The 22118-nt window shown below is 41.8% G+C and carries 17 protein-coding genes, 1 pseudogene and 1 riboswitch; of the genes and pseudogenes, 11 read left to right on the forward strand and 7 right to left on the reverse strand.

The genetic code is table 11. From position 1 onward, the window contains the following. Window positions 1-64: 64 nt before the first annotated feature. From MKY17_RS02895 to MKY17_RS02905, 3 genes are all read left to right on the forward strand, one after another. A complete protein-coding gene (locus MKY17_RS02895) occupies window positions 65-1390 on the forward strand; it encodes an aspartate aminotransferase family protein (RefSeq protein WP_141992679.1) in 1326 nt (441 codons plus the stop codon). 12 nt (window positions 1391-1402) lie between these two features. Beyond that, on the forward strand, window positions 1403-2842 hold the full coding sequence (locus MKY17_RS02900) for an aldehyde dehydrogenase family protein (RefSeq protein WP_260398003.1): 1440 nt from the start codon (window positions 1403-1405) through the stop codon (window positions 2840-2842). Window positions 2843-3091: 249 nt separating this feature from the next. Continuing rightward, on the forward strand, window positions 3092-4612 hold the full coding sequence (locus MKY17_RS02905) for an aldehyde dehydrogenase family protein (protein ID WP_098370469.1): 1521 nt from the start codon (window positions 3092-3094) through the stop codon (window positions 4610-4612). A gap of 226 nt (window positions 4613-4838) precedes the next feature. Here MKY17_RS02905 and MKY17_RS02910 read toward each other — a convergent pair whose 3' ends face one another. Continuing rightward, window positions 4839-6887 carry a molybdopterin oxidoreductase family protein gene (locus tag MKY17_RS02910; RefSeq protein ID WP_339201345.1) on the reverse strand — a complete coding sequence of 683 codons (2049 nt, stop codon included), beginning with the start codon at window positions 6885-6887 and terminating at the stop codon, window positions 4839-4841. Window positions 6888-7043: 156 nt separating this feature from the next. On the opposite strand from MKY17_RS02910, the gene putP reads away from it, so the two are divergent. From putP to megL, 4 genes are all read left to right on the forward strand, one after another. Further along, entirely contained in the window at window positions 7044-8513 is a 1470-nt protein-coding gene (gene putP / locus MKY17_RS02915) for a sodium/proline symporter PutP (RefSeq protein WP_098370471.1), read from the forward strand. Between the two features lie 164 nt (window positions 8514-8677). Beyond that, on the forward strand, window positions 8678-9955 hold the full coding sequence (locus tag MKY17_RS02920; protein WP_339201347.1) for an ATP-binding protein: 1278 nt from the start codon (window positions 8678-8680) through the stop codon (window positions 9953-9955). Between the two features lie 47 nt (window positions 9956-10002). Beyond that, window positions 10003-11139, forward strand: coding sequence for a DEAD/DEAH box helicase (locus MKY17_RS02925; RefSeq protein WP_098370473.1), 1137 nt, complete (start codon window positions 10003-10005; stop codon window positions 11137-11139). A gap of 379 nt (window positions 11140-11518) precedes the next feature. Continuing rightward, window positions 11519-12694 (forward strand): methionine gamma-lyase, encoded by a 1176-nt coding sequence (gene megL / locus MKY17_RS02930; RefSeq protein WP_098370474.1) that lies wholly within the window; start codon window positions 11519-11521, stop codon window positions 12692-12694. A 13-nt stretch (window positions 12695-12707) separates the two neighbouring features. On the opposite strand, the gene MKY17_RS02935 is transcribed toward megL, so the two are convergent. Further along, entirely contained in the window at window positions 12708-13439 is a 732-nt protein-coding gene (locus MKY17_RS02935; protein WP_339201350.1) for a TspO/MBR family protein, read from the reverse strand. A gap of 203 nt (window positions 13440-13642) precedes the next feature. Next, window positions 13643-13773, forward strand: a riboswitch (FMN riboswitch). A gap of 146 nt (window positions 13774-13919) precedes the next feature. Here MKY17_RS02935 and ribE (MKY17_RS02940) point away from each other — a divergent pair. From ribE (MKY17_RS02940) to MKY17_RS02955, 4 genes and pseudogenes are all read left to right on the forward strand, one after another. Further along, a complete protein-coding gene (gene ribE, locus MKY17_RS02940; RefSeq protein ID WP_144527892.1) occupies window positions 13920-14558 on the forward strand; it encodes a riboflavin synthase in 639 nt (212 codons plus the stop codon). Window positions 14559-14576: 18 nt separating this feature from the next. Next, window positions 14577-15215: pseudogene (gene ribB / locus MKY17_RS02945) on the forward strand (3,4-dihydroxy-2-butanone-4-phosphate synthase); the annotation flags it as partial. A gap of 79 nt (window positions 15216-15294) precedes the next feature. After that, the gene (ribE, locus tag MKY17_RS02950) at window positions 15295-15765 is read left to right on the forward strand and encodes a 6,7-dimethyl-8-ribityllumazine synthase (protein ID WP_048685088.1); all 471 of its coding nucleotides are present in this window, start codon (window positions 15295-15297) and stop codon (window positions 15763-15765) included. A 275-nt stretch (window positions 15766-16040) separates the two neighbouring features. After that, window positions 16041-17207, forward strand: a complete 1167-nt coding sequence (locus MKY17_RS02955) for an oligoribonuclease (RefSeq protein ID WP_098370478.1) — start codon at window positions 16041-16043, stop codon at window positions 17205-17207. A gap of 60 nt (window positions 17208-17267) precedes the next feature. Here the strand turns inward: MKY17_RS02955 and MKY17_RS02960 are convergent, their stop codons facing one another. The 5 genes from MKY17_RS02960 to MKY17_RS02980 form a co-directional block, all read right to left on the reverse strand. After that, complete coding sequence (locus MKY17_RS02960; protein WP_098370479.1) at window positions 17268-18134, reverse strand: YihY/virulence factor BrkB family protein; 867 nt, start codon at window positions 18132-18134, stop codon at window positions 17268-17270. A 441-nt stretch (window positions 18135-18575) separates the two neighbouring features. Further along, entirely contained in the window at window positions 18576-19802 is a 1227-nt protein-coding gene (locus MKY17_RS02965) for a cation:proton antiporter (RefSeq protein WP_098370480.1), read from the reverse strand. A 6-nt stretch (window positions 19803-19808) separates the two neighbouring features. Next, window positions 19809-20306 (reverse strand): cation:proton antiporter regulatory subunit, encoded by a 498-nt coding sequence (locus MKY17_RS02970; RefSeq protein WP_098370481.1) that lies wholly within the window; start codon window positions 20304-20306, stop codon window positions 19809-19811. Between the two features lie 52 nt (window positions 20307-20358). Continuing rightward, complete coding sequence (locus tag MKY17_RS02975) at window positions 20359-20922, reverse strand: tyrosine-type recombinase/integrase (RefSeq protein ID WP_098370482.1); 564 nt, start codon at window positions 20920-20922, stop codon at window positions 20359-20361. A 557-nt stretch (window positions 20923-21479) separates the two neighbouring features. Beyond that, window positions 21480-22052, reverse strand: coding sequence for a VanZ family protein (locus MKY17_RS02980; RefSeq protein WP_098370483.1), 573 nt, complete (start codon window positions 22050-22052; stop codon window positions 21480-21482). Between the last annotated feature and the right edge of the window lie 66 nt (window positions 22053-22118).

Genomic DNA, 22118 nt, shown 5'->3' on the forward strand with positions numbered 1-22118 from the left:
AATATATAAATAAAAAAATAAACTAGCTTGAAAAAATCCACTACAAGAGAAGGGTGTTTTTTACATGATCAAAGAAACGACGGGTATTCAGGAATTAATCGATTTGGATAAAAAGCATTTTATTCATCCGACTACGGCAATCGAGCAACAGCAGGCAGATGGTCCAAGTTTCATCTTTAAGGAAGGGAAGGGAATATATCTTACGGATGTCACGGGCAGGACTGTCATTGATGGCATGGCTTCACTTTGGAATGTGAATATTGGACATGGACAAGAAGAGATGGCTGAAGTCGCGAAGGAACAAATGACGAAGCTAGCTTTCACCTCAAGTTTCGCCACTTTCAGCAATGAGCCGGCAATCCGGTTGGCGGCCAAAATCGCTTCCATCGCTCCTGGGGATCTGAATGCAGTTTTCTTCACTTCAGGTGGATCGGAGTCGAATGATACGGCCATCAAACTTGCTCGTCATTACTGGCTATTGAAAGGTCAGCCTAATCGTCAAAAAATCATTTCCCGCTCGAAATCCTATCATGGAGTGGCAATGGGAGCTACAAGTGCGACTGGCCTGAAGCCGTTCCGAGACTTCACGAATTCAATTGCACCGGATTTTTACCATGTGGACGGTTCCTCCATTGAGGAGTTGCGTAAGGTTATAGAACAGGAAGGACCGGAAACGATTGCGGCATTTATTGCTGAACCGATTCAAGGGGCTGGTGGCGTGAACCTTCCTCCTGAAGGCTATTTTAAGGAAGTAAGGGAGATTTGTAATGAATACGGCATTTTAATGGTGACGGATGAAGTCATTACAGGTTTCGGAAGAACAGGGACTTATTTTGGGATTGAACACTTTGGTGTTGTACCTGATATGATGTGCTTCGCAAAAGGTGTGACGAGCGGATATGCACAGTTAGGCGGGGTCGTCCTGAATGATAAGATGCATCAGGATTTCATTGCCCTTTCAAAAGGCACGCTTTTACACGGCTACACATACAGTGGCCATCCTATGGCATGTGCGGTTGCTTTGAAAAATATTGAAATAATTGAACGCGAAAACTTGATAGAAAACTCGAAAAAGCGTGGTGAAGAGTTGCTTGCCGGCTTTAAGAAGCTTCAAAGCAAACACCCGATTGTTGGTGATGTCAGGGCACTTGGATTAATTGGAGGCATCTCCATCGTAAAGGACAAACAAACAGGCGAAGGCTTTGAGACACAGCTTGCTCCAAGACTGGTTGCTGAAGCGGCGAAGAATGGTTTGATTTGCCGGTCTGTTACGTTTGACCAAGATACACTCGTATTCGCACCGCCTCTAATCATTACTAAATCGGAAGTCGAAAGAATAATTGAAATCCTTGATGAGACATTTACTGCTGTCGAAAAAGAAATTTTATAAGAGGTGAAAGTGATGGTCATGACGGAAACGCTGAAAAAGAAATTATTCATTAATGGTAAATGGCAAGAAGCTGAAAAGTTCACGACACTAAAGTCTCCTTATAGCGGGGAAGTTCTAGCGGAGATTCCTTCGGCAAGCCTTGAAGATGTAGAGTTGGCAATAGAATCAGCCTATCAAGCTAGAAAAACAATGGCAGCTTTACCTAGTCATAAACGCGCTGCAATACTTGAAAAGCTTGCGAGCCTTTTGGAGAGCCGCAAAGATGAGGCAGCTGAAATTATTGCTAAAGAGGCAGCGAAACCAATCAAAACGGCAATGGTTGAAGTATCCCGGACGATTGCCACATATAAATTTGCAGCAGAGGAAGCAAAAAGGATTCATGGGGAAACATTGACGATGGATGCTACAGCTGACGGAGAAGGAAGGATAGGATACACAGTCCGTGAACCTCTAGGCGTTGTGGGTGCAATTACCCCTTTTAATTTTCCGATGAACCTGGTTGCTCATAAAGTAGGCCCGGCCATTGCTGCCGGAAATACACTTGTCCTGAAACCTGCGAGCCAAACACCGCTATCTTCACTATTTCTTGCTGAACTATTAGCCGAAACTGAATTGCCGGCAGGTGCGTTTAATTTAGTTACCGGAAGCGGTTCGGTTATTGGTGATAAATTAGTCACCGATTCACGGGTGAAGAGCATTTCATTTACTGGAAGTCCGGCTGTCGGAATCGGGATCCGTAATAAGGCAGGATTAAAGAAAGTGAGTCTTGAACTAGGTTCGAATGCGGCTGTCATCGTTGATAAAGGGATCAATATCGATAAAATCATCCAACGCTGTGTATCGGCAGCATTCGCTTTTCAAGGGCAGGTCTGTATTTCCTTACAGCGCGCATATGTTCATGAAGAGGTATATGATGAGTTCGTCAAAAAATTCATAGAAGCAACGAATGGCTTGAAACTAGGAGATTCTTTGGACCCGTCTGTGGACCTTTCGGCATTAATCAGTGCTGGTGATGTACAACGAAGCCTGGATTGGATCGGGGAAGCTAAACAACACGGTGCGATCGTTGCAGCAGGAGGTAAATCTGAAGGGAATATCCTGCATCCGACTGTGTTGCTGGAAGTGGATGCAATGCTTAAGGTATCTTGTCAGGAAGTCTTCGCTCCCATTGTTTTGATCAATAAGGTTTCTTCTGTTGAGGAAGCGATTGACTTGGTCAACGATTCCGAATTCGGATTGCAGGCCGGGATTTACACAGAAAATATCAATCTGGCTCTTTCTGCCGCAGAAAAATTAGAAGTCGGCGGTGTTATCATTAATGATATCCCAACTTATCGTGTCGACAACATGCCGTATGGCGGAGTCAAAAAAAGCGGGACTGGCCGCGAAGGGTTAAAATATGCCATTGAAGAAATGACGGAAATGAAACTGGTCATTATTAACCGAAATTAATCAAAAAAGAGATGAGCAGCTGCTCATCTCTTTTTTTGAGCTGCAGGTTTATTTTTCTGTGAATCTTGAAAGAGGTTGAGATGAAGGATTGGCCAAATGTTATGCAAAAATGAATAGGTAATTCACGGTTGAATTTAAATGAGACAGGAAAGGGTAAAAAAACGTGTTTTACCTATTATTTCAAACTGGCATGAATCTTGCTCATATCTTATATATAGGTAGATAACTTAAAACCGAGGAGGAATTTACATGCAGGAAACTTTGCAAAATAACACGAAAAAAGAGGGAACGGGAGCACTGGACTTAAAGATGTTCATCAATGGGGAATGGGTGAATTCGACTTCAGGAGAGAAGAGGGATGTATTGAATCCGGCCACCGGGGAAGTTATTGCCAAAGCTGCGGAAGGAACACAGGAAGATGTGGATGCAGCGGTCGAGGCAGCAAAATATGCTTTCTATGAAGGTGGTTGGTGGGGAACTCCTGCAGTGGAAAGAGCTCGCATTTTATTCAAAATAGCCGACAAAATAGAAGAAAAAGCTGAAGAATTAGCTACGTTGGAAACATTGGATAATGGGAAACCATTACGTGAGGCTCGTTATGATATAGCGGATTCAGCAGCCTGTTTTAGATATTATGCAGGATTGGCTACAAAACCGACAGGTCAAACTTTTGAAGTTCCTGACGGTCAGCAAGCGATGGTCGTAAGGGAACCAATCGGTGTATGCGGGCAGATCGTTCCATGGAATTTTCCGCTAATGATGTCAGCATGGAAACTCGCCCCGGCGCTTGCAGCAGGAAATTCCGTTGTGTTCAAACCATCTGAGATCACCCCTGTGACAGCGGTCAAACTATTCGAAATCATGGATGAAGTCGGATTGCCAAAAGGTGTCGCAAACCTTGTGTTAGGAGCGGGGCCGGTTGTTGGACAAGCCATTGCCGAACATGAGGAAATCGATAAAGTGGCCTTTACAGGAGGGACGGAAACAGGGCGTAAAATCATGGAGGCTTCACTCGGTAACCTAAAGAAGGTGACATTGGAGCTCGGCGGGAAATCGCCTAATATCGTATTTGCCGACTCTGACTTTGAGACTGCCGTTGATTATGCTCTATACGGGATTTTCTGTAATCAAGGACAAGTGTGTTCAGCAGGTTCTCGTTTACTGTTGGAAGAGTCCATTTACGATCAGTTCATTGCAAGTCTTACTGCGAAGGCGAAAAAGATCAAAGTAGGTTCAGGTTCTGATGAAAGCAGCCAGATGGGTCCTATTGTTTCAGAAGCCCATATGAACAAAATATTATCGTATATCCAAATCGGAAAAGAAGAAGGTGCCAAAATAATCGTCGGTGGAAATCGAATAAAAGAAGAAGGCTTGGATAAAGGTTACTTTGTCGAACCTACTATTTTTGTTGATACGACACCGGACATGCGGATTGTGCAGGAAGAAATTTTTGGACCGGTGCTTGTCGTTCAAAAGTTCAAGGATGAAGCGGAAGCACTTCGACTGGCCAATGATACGAAATATGGTTTAGCGGGAGCGGTGTTCACGAATGATATCGCAAAAGCGTACCGTGTCATAAAAAAAGTGCGTGCAGGCATCACGTGGATAAACTCATATCATCCGACTTATAACGAAGCTCCTTGGGGAGGGTTCAAGCAAAGTGGAAATGGACGCGAACTGGGAACTTTCGGTTACGAAGCTTACACTGAAGTGAAGCAAATCAATAACAACTTGGATATCCAGCCAACAGGCTGGTTTGATGAAGAGTAAATAGCTTGACGAAAAGGCTGTTCCTTGTGGAACAGCCTTTATTTGTGAAATCGCAGATAAAATGCCGGAAATCGTAGATATATTTCAAAAATCGCAGATAAAATGCCGGAATCGTAGATATATTTCAAAAATCGCAGATAAAATGCCGGAATCGCAGATATAACTCCGGAAAGTGCAGATAAAATGCCGAAACCGGAGATATATTCAAAGATTGCTAAACATTGATTTACTTTTGCTGGACTCTTTCAAGATCAACCCGTCCTGAAAAGAAAACGGCGCCATTACCCATATCTGCGAGGCGATCTGGGGTAAGGGAATTGATGTGTTGTTTTGTTTCAGGTGTATTCTGCCACAAGCCTTGGCTGACAAGAACGCCGGGTAACACATTTTCACCGGGAGCAGCGGTAAGCAAACATTCACCGCGATCGTTCCAGATTTTAACCATATCTCCGGAGGATATCCCCATTGTTTTGGCATCAGCGGCATTCATGTGCAGTTTCGGTTCCTTTTCCATGGAGATATGTTTGGCATTATTTGAAAAGGTTGAATTCAAGAAATTGTGATTAGGTGCCGGAATGAATAAAAATGGCAGGTCGCTATCTTTTATGATTGGCTTATATGTTGGCAAAGGCTCGTATCCATCCTGCTTCATCCGTTCGGAATAAAGTTCGATTTTACCACTTGGTGTCGGGAGTTTTCCTGGGAACATCGGCTGCATCTTGGCTTTGACAAATTGATTCCTTGAAAGGGAGTCATAGGTGATGCCTTCTAAATGCGGGTTATCGGGAAAATCCAGCGCCTGACGTATCATATCTTCCTCAGAATCTCTAAATGCTTGTTCCTCAAATCCCATTCCAGCAGCTAACAGTTTGAACAATTCAACATTCGATTTCGACTCGCCATATTTTTCGACTACAGGTTTTTGTATTTGCACGTAATTATGCCAGTATGAATTATAAAAATCCTCCGTTTCATAAGATGATGTGGCAGGAAGGACGAGGTCGGCAAACATGGCCGTTTCGGTTAAGAATAGATCATGTACAACTGTGAATAGATCTTCCCGCATTAGGCCTTCCTGCACCTTATTTGCATTCGGAGCGACAAGTGCTGGGTTGGAGCCGTATACAAACATGGAGCGAATCGGGTTTTCCTTTTCCAGGAGAGCTTGACCGATTTGGTTCATATTAATGGTCCGGGTAGCTTTATTATGCAATAAATCAGGACGTCTTAAGGCATTTGTATTAAAAGTCAGATATCCAGAATTCCCTTTGATGGCTCCGCCCCCCTCGGTCATCCATTGGCCGGTAAGTGCAGGCAGGCAGGCGATGGTACGTACCGCCATGCCTCCATTGTCATGGTGCTGCAGGCCATTGCCTATCCGAACGAATGATGGACTTGTGGTGCCGTACATCCTGGCTAATTCATATAAGTCATCAATTGGAACGCCAGTGATCACGGAGACGGTCGCAGGGTCATATTGGCGGACGTGTTCGCGCAATTCGGCAGCACCAACTGTGTATTCATCCAAAAAGGGCTGGTCGACTAGATTCTCGGCATATAGTATATGCATTAATCCGAGGGCAAGCGCACTATCGGTGCCAGGCAGAATCGGAATGAACCAATCTGCCCACTTGCCGGTTTGGTTTTTATGTACGTCAATGACAACTACTTTGGCCCCGTTTTTTCGGGCTTGCTGGGCAAGAGTTACTTGGTGCATATTTGTGCTCACAGCGTTAATGCCCCACATGATGAAAAGCTTTGTATGAATCGTTTCTTCTGGATCGATGCCGAATGAACCACCCATTGTATAGCTGTATCCGACTGAGCCTGCCGCATTACAAATGGAACGCTCGAGCATGCTTGCACCGAGTTTATGGAAAAAACGGCGATCCATCCCTTCAGCGCTGAGGTTGCCCATGTTTCCGTAAAAGCTGTAGGGGAGTATGCTTTCCGATCCGTGCATTTCAATCAGGTCTTTCCATTTGGAAGTGATTGTATCAATGGCCTCTTCCCAGCTGATTGGAGCAAAATTCCCTTCTCCTTTCGGACCGATGCGCTTTAATGGCTGTTTTAAGCGATTGGGGTCATATAGGCGAGCGGTCATGTTTCGGACTTTGTTGCAAATATTCCCTTTTGTTACTGGATGATCAGGGTCTCCTTGAACTTTAATGATTTTCCCGTCTTTTTTGTGCAGCAGTAAACCGCATTGATCAGGACAGTCAAGAGAGCAAACAGAGGGAAAGACTCCATCTGGCTGATTGATATAGGATTGCATGGCGTATTCCTCCTAATAATTTAATCTAATAAAAAGAATTTTCTTAATTATATTGAAAGTGAAATCGTTGAAAGGTGCAAGAACTTCTTAACATATGTTTTTTTTTCTGATAAGCTTACAAGATGAAAATTAACCTATAAATAGGAGGATTCATTTTTGGATTATGGAATTATAATATCAATTGGAATATACATGGCAGGCATGCTGTTAATTGGTTATTTTGCCTATCGGAAAACGGCCAACTTAACCGATTACATGCTTGGCGGCCGGAACTTGGGCCCGGCTGTGACTGCATTGAGTGCAGGAGCTTCCGATATGAGCGGCTGGCTGTTGATGGGTCTTCCCGGTGCTATGTACATAAGCGGGTTAAGTGCTGGCTGGATTGTCGTCGGCCTTTGTGCAGGGTCTTATTTAAACTGGTTATTCGTGGCACCAAGACTTCGGACTTACACGGAAGTGGCCGGCAATTCGATTACTATTCCCGATTTTTTGGGGAATCGGTTTAAAGATGGCTCCAGGGTCTTAAAAGTGGTATCAGCATCGGTCATTTTAATTTTCTTCACCTTTTACACATCTTCAGGCATGGTAGCAGGCGGTGAGCTTTTCCGCTCCGCTTTCAATTTGGATTATCGGTGGGGCATCTGGCTGACGGCGAGTGTTGTTATTCTTTATACATTATTTGGCGGATTCCTAGCTGTTAGCTGGACCGACTTCGTACAAGGTACAATCATGTTCATTGCCTTAATTCTAGTGCCAGTTGTCACGATTGTAAATATTGGTGGCTGGGATCCTACCTTCAATGAAATAAGATCGATCAACCCGAATTTATTGCATGTCTTTGAAGGAACATCAACCATTGGAATCATATCTCTTCTGGCATGGGGGCTTGGTTATTTCGGGCAGCCTCATATTATCGTTCGATTCATGGCGGTTTCATCTGTTAAAGAATTGAAAAGTGCACGCCGGATCGGTATGGGCTGGATGATTTTTGCTATCGTTGGAGCGATGTTCACTGGATTGGTGGGGATAGCTTATTTTAACCTGACAAACAGTCCTTTAGGGGAAAAAAATGCTGAGTCCGTCTTCATCATTTTATCTAAAGAACTGTTTCCTTCTTTAATTACAGGCTTCTTGTTGGCTGCTATTTTAGCAGCGGTAATGAGTACGATTGCATCACAGCTTTTAGTTTCGGCAAGTGCTTTGACCGATGATTTCTATAAGCAGTTCATTCGGCCGAATGCATCTGATAAGGAATTAGTTCTGGTAGGCCGGTTTGGTGTATTGGCGATATCTGCCATTGCCCTATTGTTGGCTTTTAATCCAAGCGGTACGATCCTTAAATTGGTGGGTTATGCATGGGCTGGCTTTGGAGCGGCCTTCGGTCCTGTCATTCTGTTAAGCCTGTACTGGAAACGGATGACGAAATGGGGAGCACTGGCGGGAATGATTGTCGGAACGGCAACCGTGATCGTCTGGGATATGATCGATAAGTTCGCTGAAGTATACGAAATCATACCTGGTTTCATCGCTGGTTCAATAGCGGTAGTCGTTTTCAGCTTATTATCGGCCAAGCCTACAAAAGATATAGAAGAAGAATTCAATCAAGCCATTAAAAACCTCTCTTGATCATTGAAAGTCCAGTTAAAATGCTGCTGGTTTTTTTAGCGATATAAAACAATGAATGCAATATATATGGTACAATACCGATAGAGTCCTTATGTTGAAAACATGAGGGCTTTTTTTGAGTGATTTGGGAATAATAAACCAAAAAACAATACAAAGGAAAAAATATGAACCAATCTCATAAAATTGCATGTAAAGTGGCTTTTATATATATAATCATTGGGGTCTTATGGATTTTCGTTACGGATTACATCTCTATGACACAGGCAAGGGCAGATGTTCAGATATATGCAATGTTCCAACATTCCAAAGGGTGGATGTTCATTTTCATAACCGGGCTTTTCCTATACTTCATAATCAGGTATTGGACGGGGAAAATGTTGAGGTCCCAACAGGAATTCATTCTGAAGGATGAACAGTATCGGTCACTGTTCAAGCATAACCCAGATTGTGTGCTTGAGCTGGATCTCGAAGGAAATGTCGTTTCGATAAACCCTGAAGCTGAAAAACTATTAGGTCATAACAGTGACAATTTGAAAGGCAAGAATGCGAATCATCTCCTTAACTGGAATGAAAGTGATAAAGTATCTGTATTCTTTAAACAGTCCCTTCAAGGGGAGGCTGTAAAATTCGAAACGACCATTCAGAATGGCAGTGATGAAGAACGGATAATCCGTGTAACCTTTTTACCGATCATCGTTCACGCGGAAATGCTGGGAGTATATGCAATCGTTAGGGATATTACTGAATTGCGGCGCGAAGAGGAATTGATGATCATGTCTGAAAAGCTATCTGTAATCGGACATCTGGCTGCAGCGGTAGCACATGAGATAAGGAATCCGCTGACATCGTTAAAAGGATTCGTACAGTTAATGGATATGACGCAGGAGGTAAACCCACTGCATTCTGATATTATGTTGAAGGAAATTGACCGGATTAATATTATCTCAAGTGAACTTTTGATTCTTGGGAAGAAACAGGATGTAGCATTCCGCAGGATCGATCTTGCCGACAGTTTACAACAGGTATTCACGTTGATGAAAGCAGAAACGAATTTGAATAATATCGAAATGGGGTTCAGGGTTAAAACCGCCGAACCGATTTATATTATGGCTGATCCAATTGAAATTAAACAGTTGATAATCAATATCGTCAAGAACAGCATTGAAGCGATTGAGGATAATGGGAAAATTGATATATCGCTGCAAACCAGCGATGGACAAGCTGTAGTCAGCGTGAGTGATAATGGCATGGGTATGGTGCCCGAGCGCCTTGAACGGATTGGTGAGCCTTTTTATTCGACGAAGGAAAAGGGTACAGGGATCGGGCTAGCAATTTGCCGGAAAATCGTTCATCGACTTCACGGGGAAATGCATTTTGAAAGTGAGTTAAACAAAGGGACGACGGTTACAATTCGTATTCCGTTGGCTACTGGACAAGAATAAATGGTACTATGAAAGATAGGAAAAGTTATATTTTAAAGGAGAACGATATGAGCGAATTACCTGAATTAGTGAACGATAGAAAACCATATATACAAGAGGTCTGGAAGAAGTCCGGATTCGGACAACTTACCCCGATTCAAACGAAAGCGATTCCGGTGATTGTCGAGGGAAAAGACATCATGGCTGAATCACCGACTGGTACGGGAAAAACATTAGCATATTTATTGCCATTACTAGAAAAGATAGATCCTGAAAAGAAATCGCCCCAAGCTTTGATTTTGGCATCATCACGAGAACTGGTCATGCAAATCAATGAAGAGATTCGCATTTGGTCAGAGGGAAGCGGCATTACGGGTGCAGCATTCATCGGCGGTGCTAATGTGAAAAGGCAGTTGGACAAACTGAAGAAGCGTCCCCAGGTGATTGCTGGAACACCGGGGCGTATTTACGAATTGATTGCCCAAAAGAAATTAAAGATGCATGAAGTTAAGACGATAGTACTTGATGAAGGTGACCAATTGATCACTCCAGAGCATATGGGAACGATCAATAATATTATCAAAACAACGCTAAAAGACCGGCAAATCATGGTGTTTTCAGCGACCTTGCCGGAGGAAACGGAAAAAGCCGCCCGGGGATTCATGAATGAACCCGAAATGATCAAGGTCGATAAGCATGAAAAAATGGAATCAAAGGTGGACCATCTTTACTTTGTTGTTGAGAGACGGGAAAAGTCCAAGATCCTCGAGAAAATAACAAGAATTAAAGATGTGAAGGCCCTTGCCTTTCTGAATGATATAGCAGAGCTGAGCGTCTTGCATGAAAAGCTGAGTTATAAGGGTATTGAAATGGGCGTGCTTCACGGTGAATCCAATAAAGTCGACAGGGAGAAAGCGTTGCGTAAGCTTCGTTCCGGAAAATCCCCAATGCTGATAGCAACGGATGTAGCGGCAAGGGGGCTTGATATTAAAGGTCTTACTGCGGTCGTTCATATTGATATGGCTGACAACATCGAACAATATATCCATAGATCTGGGAGAACTGGGCGAGCAGGTGCAGATGGCACTGTCATTTCGATCGTAACGGAAAGAGAAGAGCGAGAGTTGAAAAAAATGGGTCGTGAACTGGAGATTCCATTAACGAGAGTAACCTTCTATGGTGGAAACATCGTAGTCGATGAATGATACGAAAAAAGGGACGGCCATGGCGGCTGTCTTTTTTTTTTGCCAATGCCCGTTAAGATTAAAAATTAAAAAGTTGCTCATTGTACAGAATTCCCAATACATGCTTTTCCACTTTCTGAATATGGTGGGATTCCCAGTAGAAAAGTGATTGTTTTTGCTGAATCAAATTTAACGATGGGTGCCTCGGCAAAAGGGCTGAAATGATCCAATAAAGCTCAGGATAATATCCCCTCATAGCATTTGATACTATAAATATTCGATTGTGAAATTATACTAAATTCAGGAGTTCATTAATGGGGGATAATCATGAATGAAAACGCTTCCTTTATGTGGTTTTTTGACATATGATAGCAATAGACATAGGTTAGGAGGAGACGGTATGACAGGAAAGTATAAACAGTTTGAAACGGCAGTCATCCATGAAGGATATGACTCGAAGAAGCATTTAGGAAGCTTGGCAACACCCTTATTCCAAACCTCAACATTCACTTTCGAAAATGCCGAGCAAGGGGAAAGGCGTTTTGCCGGTATGGAAGAAGGATACATTTATTCTCGCCTAGGAAATCCAACGGTACAAGTGCTTGAAGAAAAGATTGCCGCTTTGGAAGGCGGGGAAGCTGGCCTTGCTTTCGGTTCAGGCATGGCTGCCGTTTCAGCAGTGCTTTTTGCGTTAACAAAAACAGATGACCACATCCTGTGCTCACAGGGGCTATATGGTTGTACATTTGGCCTTCTGCAGCTAATGAAAAATAAATACCGCATCACACATGATTTTTGTGAAATGGATTCAGAAGAACAAGTAAGGAAAATGATCCGGCCGGAAACGACCTGTATATATGTAGAAACCCCGATCAATCCGACGATGAAAATGATTGACTTACAGATGGTGGTGAGAGTTGCGAAGGAATATAATGTGACGGTCGTAGTCGATAATACGTTTTCGACTCCCTACCTACAGAGACCGCTTGAATATGGCTGTGATATCGTCCTTCATAGCGCTACGAAATATCTTTGCGGGCATGGTGATGTCGTTGCAGGCCTTGTCGTCGGTAAGAAGGAATTCATGAATCAGGTAGCCGGGACTACACAGAAGGATATCGGTGGAATCATTTCACCATTCGATGCCTGGTTACTATTACGGGGGCTAAAGACCTTGCCTGTCAGGATGGACCGTCATTCGGCCAATGCAATGGCAATCTTTCAAGAACTTAAGAAACATCCAAAGGTGAAAAAAGTATATTATCCAGGTGATGAAGCTTCACCGGATCATTATATAATGCAAAAACAAATGAAACATGGCGGCGGCCTTATCTCTTTCGAACTGCATGGCACAAAACAGGATGCACAGGAATTCCTCAATAAATTGAAACTTATCAAAATTGCCGTAAGTCTAGGTGATGCCGAAACATTGATCCAGCATCCCGCTACCATGACGCACTCTGCCGTTCCTGAAGATTCACGGGAACAAATGGGCATCAGTGACCAGCTGGTCCGTCTCTCAGTTGGCCTTGAGGCTTGGGGGGATATCTGGCAAGATCTTAAGCAAGCATTTTAGGGTAACATATCCCTCATTTGTTCCTCCTATTATTAATGAAGATGGTGATGGATACGATAAAAGTGATGGCAGCCAGGATATAAGAAATGTCTGTGATTATCGGATAGGCGTCGCTATTTCGTATCCCGATGCCTATGAATGCCCAAACGAATACGAGAGGATAGCACCAATCCCGGTTTTTACCTGCAAAGACAAAGGCCAAGGCTGTTGCTGCAATCAGCAGGACGATCGTCCAGGTTATACGGGAAACCCCAAAACCGTCCCATTTGATATAGGTGAGGTAATAAGAAATGTCAGCTATGGCTGCAACACTTACCCAGCCTGTATAAACGGAAAACGGAAATAGGTCGAAAGCAGCATGCTCCACTTTTTTCATTCTGGTATAAATGACCATTAAAGTAGCCAAAAGAGCAATGATAATGAATACGGATAACAAAAAGCGTTCATAGTGCCAAGCCAAAAGCCAAGCGCCATTCAGGACACAGCTTAAAGCGAACCAAGGGAAGGATGCCTTATAAGCAGGGCTGTTTTGATGTTTACTTAAAAACTGCCTGAATACCGAGATGGCAAGCAAGAAATAGATCAAGCCCCATATGGAAAATACATAACCGGCAGGAGTGAAAAGGACATCCAGTTTATCGGAAATCTCTCCCGATGTTTGGCCGTTCAATGGCAGGAAATTGGCTAAAAAATTCATCGTGACGACGAACAGGTAGAAAATCAAGTTAATGATGGAAATAATCATGGGCTTCCTCCTTGTATGATTTGTGATCCTTCTAACCTTATTCCACATATTTAGCCTGGCTAACCTTTTCGAAGCACATCGGGGGTACTTGGGGGGGATTTTTCCATAAAGAGAGGAAGTTCCTGTAACAATTGAACCATTTAAGGTTAGAAATTTTACATCTTCACTTTATGGTGATAAAATATTCAAAGATTCATATTATTTTAGTCCTTCGGGGTCGGGTGAAAATCCCAACCGGCGGTGATGAAGAAATTCTAAGCCCGCGAGCCTGATAAAGGCAGGATTTGGTGAGATTCCAAAGCCGACAGTACAGTCTGGATGGGAGAAGGACGTGTGGAACCCAAGTGTATACGTATGCCTAATTTTTCGAAAATGAAATTATTAGGCTTTTTAGGTATACAATTTTTTTCACTCATTTCTCCTGCTAACTCCTTAGGTCATCCTAAGGGGTTTTTTATATTTTATAAAAGGGGGAAAAACATGTTTACGGGAATCATTGAGGATATCGGTACCGTACATTCCTTGAAAAAAGGAAAAAGCAGTATGGAGTTATCGATTCGTTCTGAAAAAATCCTTGAAGATGTGCATCTGGGGGATAGTATTTCAGTCAACGGGGTCTGCTTAACGGTAACATCCTTCACGAAAAGTTTGTTTACGGTCGACGTGATGCCGGAAACGGTCAAAGCTTCCACGATCCGGACGTTAAAATTGGGATCACCTGTTAATCTCGAACGAGCAATGAGTGCACAGGGAAGGTTTGGCGGTCATTTTGTTTCAGGTCATATCGACGGAACCGGAACGATCATAAAAAAAGAACGGAAAGAAAATGCCGTATATTATGTAATCCAATTGGAAGAAGGGCTTAGTACCTTCTGTATTCCAAAAGGTTCCGTGGCCATTGATGGAACGAGCTTGACGATATTTGGGATCGAAAGGAACCTTTTGACTGTATCATTGATTCCATTGACTCATCAGGACACCATATTGGGACAAAAAGCGGCTGGCGATATCGTTAACATCGAAAACGACATGATAGGGAAATATATAATACATCAAATGAAAAATGGCAATCCAAAACCAGGACTGAATTTAGAGTTTTTGGCAGAGCATGGATTCTAATAAAAGGGCGGTGTAATGATGTTCCATACAATAGAAGAAGCAATAGAAGATTTGAAGGCTGGCAAGGTAGTAATCGTATCCGATGATGAAGACCGTGAAAATGAAGGGGATTTTGTAGTGTTGGCCGAAAAGGCGACACCGGAAGCGATTAATTTCATGGCGACTCATGGACGTGGTTTGATTTGTACAACCATCACTGAAGAACTGGCAGCGAAATTGAAACTGCATCCTATGGTAGGTGAAAATACCGATCATCATGGCACTGCTTTTACGGTAAGTGTCGATCATAAAAGCACCTCTACAGGAATCAGTGCTTTTGAACGGTCCTTGACCATCCTTGAACTTCTTAATGATGATTCTGTCGCTGAAGATTTCCAAAGGCCTGGTCACACTTTTCCGATAGTCGCTAAAGAAGGCGGCGTATTAAGGAGGGCAGGACATACGGAGGCATCGGTGGATTTGGCGAAGTTATGCGGTGCCGCTCCAGCGGGTGTCATTTGTGAGATCATGAATGAAGATGGATCGATGGCCCGCGTATCCGATTTAGAAGTCATCGCTGATAAATTTAACCTGAAATTCATTACGATAGCCGATTTGATTCGGTATCTTGAACAAAATGATTCAATTGGGAAACAGGAACTTGAACTGAACATCCCGAAAGCTTGAAGGATTATTAGGAATTAAATCTTAACGTGAAAAAAATGATATTGTTTTTTAAAATTAGGAGGAATTGGACATGGGGAAAACTATTGAAGCACAATTGATCGGATCAGGATTGAAAGTCGGAATCGTGGTAGGAAGATTTAATGAGTTTATCACAAGCAAGCTTTTAGGAGGGGCATTGGATGGCCTTAAGCGTCATGGCGTTGATGAGAATGATGTTGACATCGCGTGGGTCCCGGGTGCTTTTGAACTTCCGTTAATTGCTAAGAAACTTGTGAATACAGGTAAATATGATGCTGTAATCGGTCTTGGAACGGTAATCAGGGGTGCCACTTCACATTATGATTATGTCTGCAATGAAGCAGCTAAAGGCATGGCTTCCGTTTCATTGGAAACAGGTGTACCGGTTATCTTCGGTTTGCTGACAACTGAGAATATTGAACAAGCCATTGAACGTGCAGGAACAAAATCGGGTAACAAAGGCTATGAAGCTGCGGTTAGTGCCATTGAAATGGCCAACCTTGGAAAATTAATAGAACAGTGATTTCACATAAGGAAGCCGCAGGGAATAACATTCCTGCGGCTTTTTTAATTGTCAGATTGGAAATACCTCGATTTCGAAGTAATGTGTTTTAAGGTATAAATCTTGAGAAATAAAGAATAATTAGGGAATTTCAAAAAAAAAAAACGAACAAAAGCATCACGTAATGGAAGCATGATAAAATATGCGGATATGATTATGCTACAATTGTAAAGATTGCAATTGAAATTCATGACTTTAGGGAAAAGTAATTTTATTAGTTATTAGGAGGGGTTTGTGTGTACCATCTCTTTACACATAATGATTTAGATGGAGTCGGCTGCGGCATTGTAGCTAAGCTGGCATTCGGAGAAGAAGTAGTGGTTAGTTATAATTCAATTGGCCGCCTTAATCAGAATGTAGGAGCATTTCTTGAGCAAGCTAAGATTGAAGATACATTGATCGTTACTGATCTATCGGTTGATGAAGATAACGAAAAAATGATTACTCAGTTTGTGGAAGATGGAGGCAAGGCACTGCTGATTGATCATCATAAGTCAGCACTGCATTTAAACGAACATGATTGGGCATCTGTAACTGTCGAACAGGAAGATGGTAAACAGACGGCAGCGACATCATTATTCTATCAGTATGCAGTTGAAAATAAATTGCTGGAACCTTCAAGCATTGTTGCTGAATTCGTTGAATTGGTTCGTCAATACGATACTTGGGAATGGGAAGTCAATAAAAATACAACGGCAAAACGATTGAATGACCTGTTTTTCATGATTCCGATAGAGGAATTCGAAATGAAGATCGCAAATAAGCTGTCCACGGCTGAAAGTTTTACTTTTGACGAAGTGGAGCAAACCCTTCTGAATGTTGAAGAGAGTCGAGTAGATCGGTACATAAACAGGAAAAAAAGAGAAGTCTATCAGGCTACTGTCGGTCCCCATACAGCTGGTGTGGTCCATGCAGAGTCATACCACTCGGAATTGGGTAATGAACTGTCGAAAGAGTTCTCGCATCTGGATTATATAGCCATCCTGATGGTAGGAAGTAAAAGAATCAGCTTCCGGACAATCCACGATGATATAGATGTTTCTGAGGTTGCCGGCAAGTACGATGGGGGCGGTCACCAAAAAGCCGCCGGTTGCACCATGTCCGAAAAGGCATATAGCCAATATGTCGAAAAGACCTTCCATGCCGAGCCCCTTAAACGAGACGCACATAAGAATCAATTGAATGTAAAGGATTCCCCAGAGGGTTGCTTATATTCAACGAGAGACAAACAGGACATATTCATCTATGAAGATGAAGAAGAGGAATGGATTGTTGAAATCAACGGAAAACAACAGAAAAAAACATTCGATACATTTGCGGAAGCGGAAAAATACATGAAGCGGAAATACGCTGCATGGCTGGCCCATGATGAAAGATATGAAGAGTTTATCAATAAGGGATGAATTAAAAGCGGCTGTCCAAATGGGACAGCCGCTTTTCAATCTTCCATTGTCATTCATGATTTACCTTTTAAGCGGGACAGGATGAACGATCGTGCGGGACTGTTTTTTCGGAATGATATTTTGGCGATGTAGAATTGCATTGATTTCTCCGCCGATCACAAAAATCAGACCACTCAAATACAACCAAAGCATCAAGATGATCACGCCTCCTAAACTGCCGTAAGTGGAAGAGTAGTTGGCAAAGTTACTGACATAGAATGAAAATCCAAGTGATATTCCCAGCCAAAGTACAGTTGAGGTCACTGCCCCAGGGATGACATGTTTAATGGGAAAACTTTTATTCGGTGCAAAGCGATATAAAAAGGCCAGGACAAGTGAGATGACCACAACCGCGATAACCCACCGTAATAAGCTGAATAATATTTGCATTTCTTCAGGGATCGGAATGACTTGCTGTAATAAATCGATGATGACCTTTCCGAAGACGGGGAGACCCAACATGACGATGAATGCAACAACAAGGCTTAATGTCAATACAATGGAAATGATGCGGGCTTTGATGAAATTCCTTGTTTCTTCTACATCATAGGCAATATTCATGGAATGGATGAACGCATTCATTCCGTTGGAAGCCGACCAAATGGTTCCAAGGAAACCAAAAGTCAGTAAGCCGCCGTTCCGTTCAGATAATATGTTGATGATATTTTTCTCGACGACTTCCATCGTTTCCGCAGGCATGAAGGTTTTTATCGTGTTAAGGGCTGTCTGAATATCGATGTTCAGATAAGGTAATATGGACAGAAGTAAAATGAGCAAAGGGAATAGTGCCAGTAAATAGTAATAAGCTTGTTCTGCTGCCAGTCCGGTTACACGATCTTCCTTTATTTCTTTAATCAGTTTCTTTGAAAATTTTATCGACTTATTCATCTGGGCATCACTCCTGAATAGTTACTTAGGTTATCTCTTCTTTTCCCTCTGTTCACGTAAGTTAATCCTCAAAAGAAAAGAAATTGAAAGTAATCCGCGCGCATGTAGAAGCTTGTGATAATAACCAAAACAAATTTGAGGAGAGGCAAATCAATTTTAAATGCTCCAGCAAAGTGCAAAATCGGAATGATGGAAAGGTGAAGAAATGGCAAGCCAAGGATGATCAACCTTAGCCTATTTATTCCGATACCTTTTGGAAGGTTCTGCGATTAACTGTAAATAGGTGCTGTTGATGCTTCAAGCCTATGAATAATACGGCCAAACACTACTACTAGGTATGATTTTATGCCTTCTTTATAACAAGTATAATAATAATTATGGTAGCAAGTTATGGAAGGTAAACAGAAAAAAGGCCAGACAGCAATGTCTGGCCTTTTTTCTCTATTGCACTTCTTTTCCCTGTTCCTTTTGAACCTTTGGAGGGGTCCATTTGAATACTTTATTTAGGATATTATAGATGTGTTTGGATTCTTTTGTAAGGATCGGCCCAAGAATCGCTAAGGTTAAAACATAAAGTGCCGCAAACGGGGTTAGTATAGGCATTAAACCGCCTGCAATGCCTAAGTTGGCTAAAATGATGGAGAATTCGCCGCGTGAAACGATCGTTAAACCGATGTTTGCGGAAGCTCTGTGAGATAAACCGGATTTGCGTCCGGCAATCATACCAGCTGCAAAGTTACCGATTATGGTGATGATGACTGCTCCAAGAACCATCCAGACAGCTCCCCCAAGGGTCGTCGGATCGATACTCAAGCCAAAGCTGAAGAAGAATATGGCCCCGAAGAAGTCTCTAAAGGGAATGACAAGTTTTTCGATCCTGTCGCTATGTTCCGTTTCAGAAAAGACTAGGCCGAGCAGTAATGCACCGATGGCTTCCGCAACATGAATCGTTTCCGAGAAACCGGCAATGAAGAATAGTAATGCGAAAACGACGATGATAAAAATCTCATCGGAGGTTATATTGAATAATTTGTTAAGGACCCCAGATGCTTTCCGGGCGATAACGAAAAATATCAGCATATACCCTATCGCGATAAATGTAGAAAGTAATGTTCCCCAAACGGAACCAGAAGAGCTTAATACCAATCCGGATACGACTGATAAATAAACGGCGAGGAAGATATCTTCAAACATGATGATGCCAAGGATTAGCTCCGTTTCATTGTTACCGGTCCTTTTAAGATCCACAAGTACCTTTGCCACAATGGCACTTGAAGAAAAACTTATGATCCCGGTTAAAATCAGAACCTCTTTTAAGGGAAGACCGAGCAGGAAACCGTACAGCAAGGCCATTCCCACGTTGATTAAAATGTAATAGGTTCCGCCTGTCACGATATTTTTCCCGGACTTCATGAGCTTTTTCACGGAAAATTCAAGCCCAAGGTAAAACAGAAGGAATAAAATACCGACACGACCGAGGAATGCTATTATTTCATCACTTTCAATGAAACGCAGGTCAATTAATCCGAAGTGCGGGGCATGGGGGCCAACGAGCATCCCGATGATAATTAATAGTGGAACATTTGATATTTTGAATTTACCTGCAACGAGAGCGGCTAATGCCACTAGAAGTAGGGCAGTACCCACTTCAAAGACTAAATGGTCCATATGAGCTTAGTCACTCCTTTCGTCAGTCAATAATTCTCTTGTCAGGTTACGGATATCTTTTCTTTCACCGGATATCACAAGAGTGTCGCCTGTTTCGATGATGGAGTCAGGACCAGGATTACTCAATTGTTTTTTTCCTTTTTTAGAATGGGCGATAACGGTCACGTTATAATTGCTCCTGATATCAATCGAACCGATCGTTTGATTGATGGCCTTTGAACCTGGTTCGACTTTGAACCATTCAATCACCAAGTCACCCAATGACATTTCAATTGTTTCAAGTGCTTGTGGTTTATAAACCATGCCGCCTATGATGGAAGCCATTTGCCGGGATTCCTGATCGTTAAGGGTGATGCTCGATATGACGTCCTCATGTTCATTATCAAAATGGTATAATTCCCGACGGCCGTCATCGTGAATGACGATTACTAACTTTTCATCATTTCTCGTTATGATTTCGAATTTTTGGCCAATACCAGGAAGTTCACTTTCTCTAATTCTCACTGGAATTCCTCCTTAAAATGTTGGTTAGAGTTAATAGAAGATAGCAGGATGTTTATAAGTTAACGTCAATATTCGTATTGAATTTCTTCTCCTTGGATATGCCGATGTATTTTAATGTCTCCGATGGACTGGAATGATGGTAATGCTTCTGTATCAAGGCCAGTGAAACTCCTTGTTTATAGGCATGGTAGCCAAAAGTTTTACGCATCGAACTTGCTCCGAATTTGCCTGTCAGCCCTGCACCTTCGACAGCATCATGGATGATTCGGTGCGCCTGTTGACGTGTTATCGGCTTTTTTGTCTTAGGGGAAAGAAATAAAAATTGACCTTCGATAACCTTAGAGCCTTTAAGGTATTCTTGTAACGCGGTACGGACTTTCAGGTTCAAATAAATTTGATTGACTTCGTCATTTTCCGTCCGTTGTTCATAGAACTCCTTGATTTTGCCCGTTTCATCCAGAACGCTGGCCACGGTGATTTCAAGCATTTCATTTATCTTCATACCTGTATTGATGCCGAGTACAAACAATAAATAATCCCGACTGGAGTGAGCGCGTAAGTATGTTTTTATTTTGCTGATTTGATTGATATCCTTAAAGGCTTCTACATATTCCATAGATCTTCTCCTCTTGCCAATGTAACATAATTACATTATAACACAAGTTATGTAACATTGCATGAGTTAAGTCCTATTAAGGCTTCTCCAAAAAGCAAAGTACTGTTGAACCAAAAAAAGCTTTTTCTTATTCTCTACACAATCAAGTGAAAATATATCAGTTTCTTTTAAAGCAAAAAGGGGTTTGTCTACATTTTTTTATGGCTTGTACAATGTGGGCGTGGGTTGTAACGAGAGGCACTAAGCTTTCCAGAGGCGGTCCGGGATCCCCCTCGGCTTTCAGCGAGGCTGTTGAAAAACTAACGTTTTTGAATTAGTTATTGTTTTTTCAACAAAAATAGATCACTTCCTGTACGATAATGAACAGGAAGTGATCTATTTCTTTCATATTTAATTACTTTTCTGCTTTTATTTTCGTGAGAATTCGTTTGAGGTTGACTGCGAAAGTGGCTGTTGCTCCTTGCATGCCAAATAGACCCGCTGATGATGCTTCATCATACCCGTGTCTGTGTAGTCGGATAACGATTTGAAATGGCGTTTATTCACAGGATAAATCGTTATGTATTATTGATATGTTTAACTATGGAATTAAACTTTATATTCCACTTTCTCACAAGGATATTAAACGTTAATTTAAATAATTTAAATAGAATGAAATATCCTAATAATGTCCCTGATATATTGAAGATTACATCATCAATATCAACAAATCTAAAAGTATATCCTGCATATAAAGCTGTTAGTAGTTGACCAGATTCGAGAATTATTCCAGTTAATACACCAGCTATTAAAATTTTCTTAAATGAGGCTCTAAATAAGAAGGGTAATCCAAAACCTAGTGGGACAGTCATTAAAATATTAAAAAAGCTCAATTTAGTAAATTCATATTTAAATGGGATTAAATTCATTTCTTTCCAAACGTTTTGTCCCCCAAATGCTTCTCTTTGATCATCATCTACATAAATGGGAAATTGAGTGAGGTTTATAACATTACATAAATAAACATACATAATTGTATAGAATAAAAGATAGGTATAACTTTTTTTGAAACTTAATTTTAGTATTAGTGCCAAAATGATATATAAAATTATAAAACTGTAAAGAATCCAATCGCTGAAATGATAAACCATTTTAGAGACCCCCTATCGTAAAAATATTATATTAATAAAGAAAGAACTTATAAAGAATTATAAGCT

This window comes from Peribacillus sp. FSL P2-0133, assembly GCF_037975445.1.
GTDB classification, from domain to species: domain Bacteria; phylum Bacillota; class Bacilli; order Bacillales; family DSM-1321; genus Peribacillus; species Peribacillus simplex_E.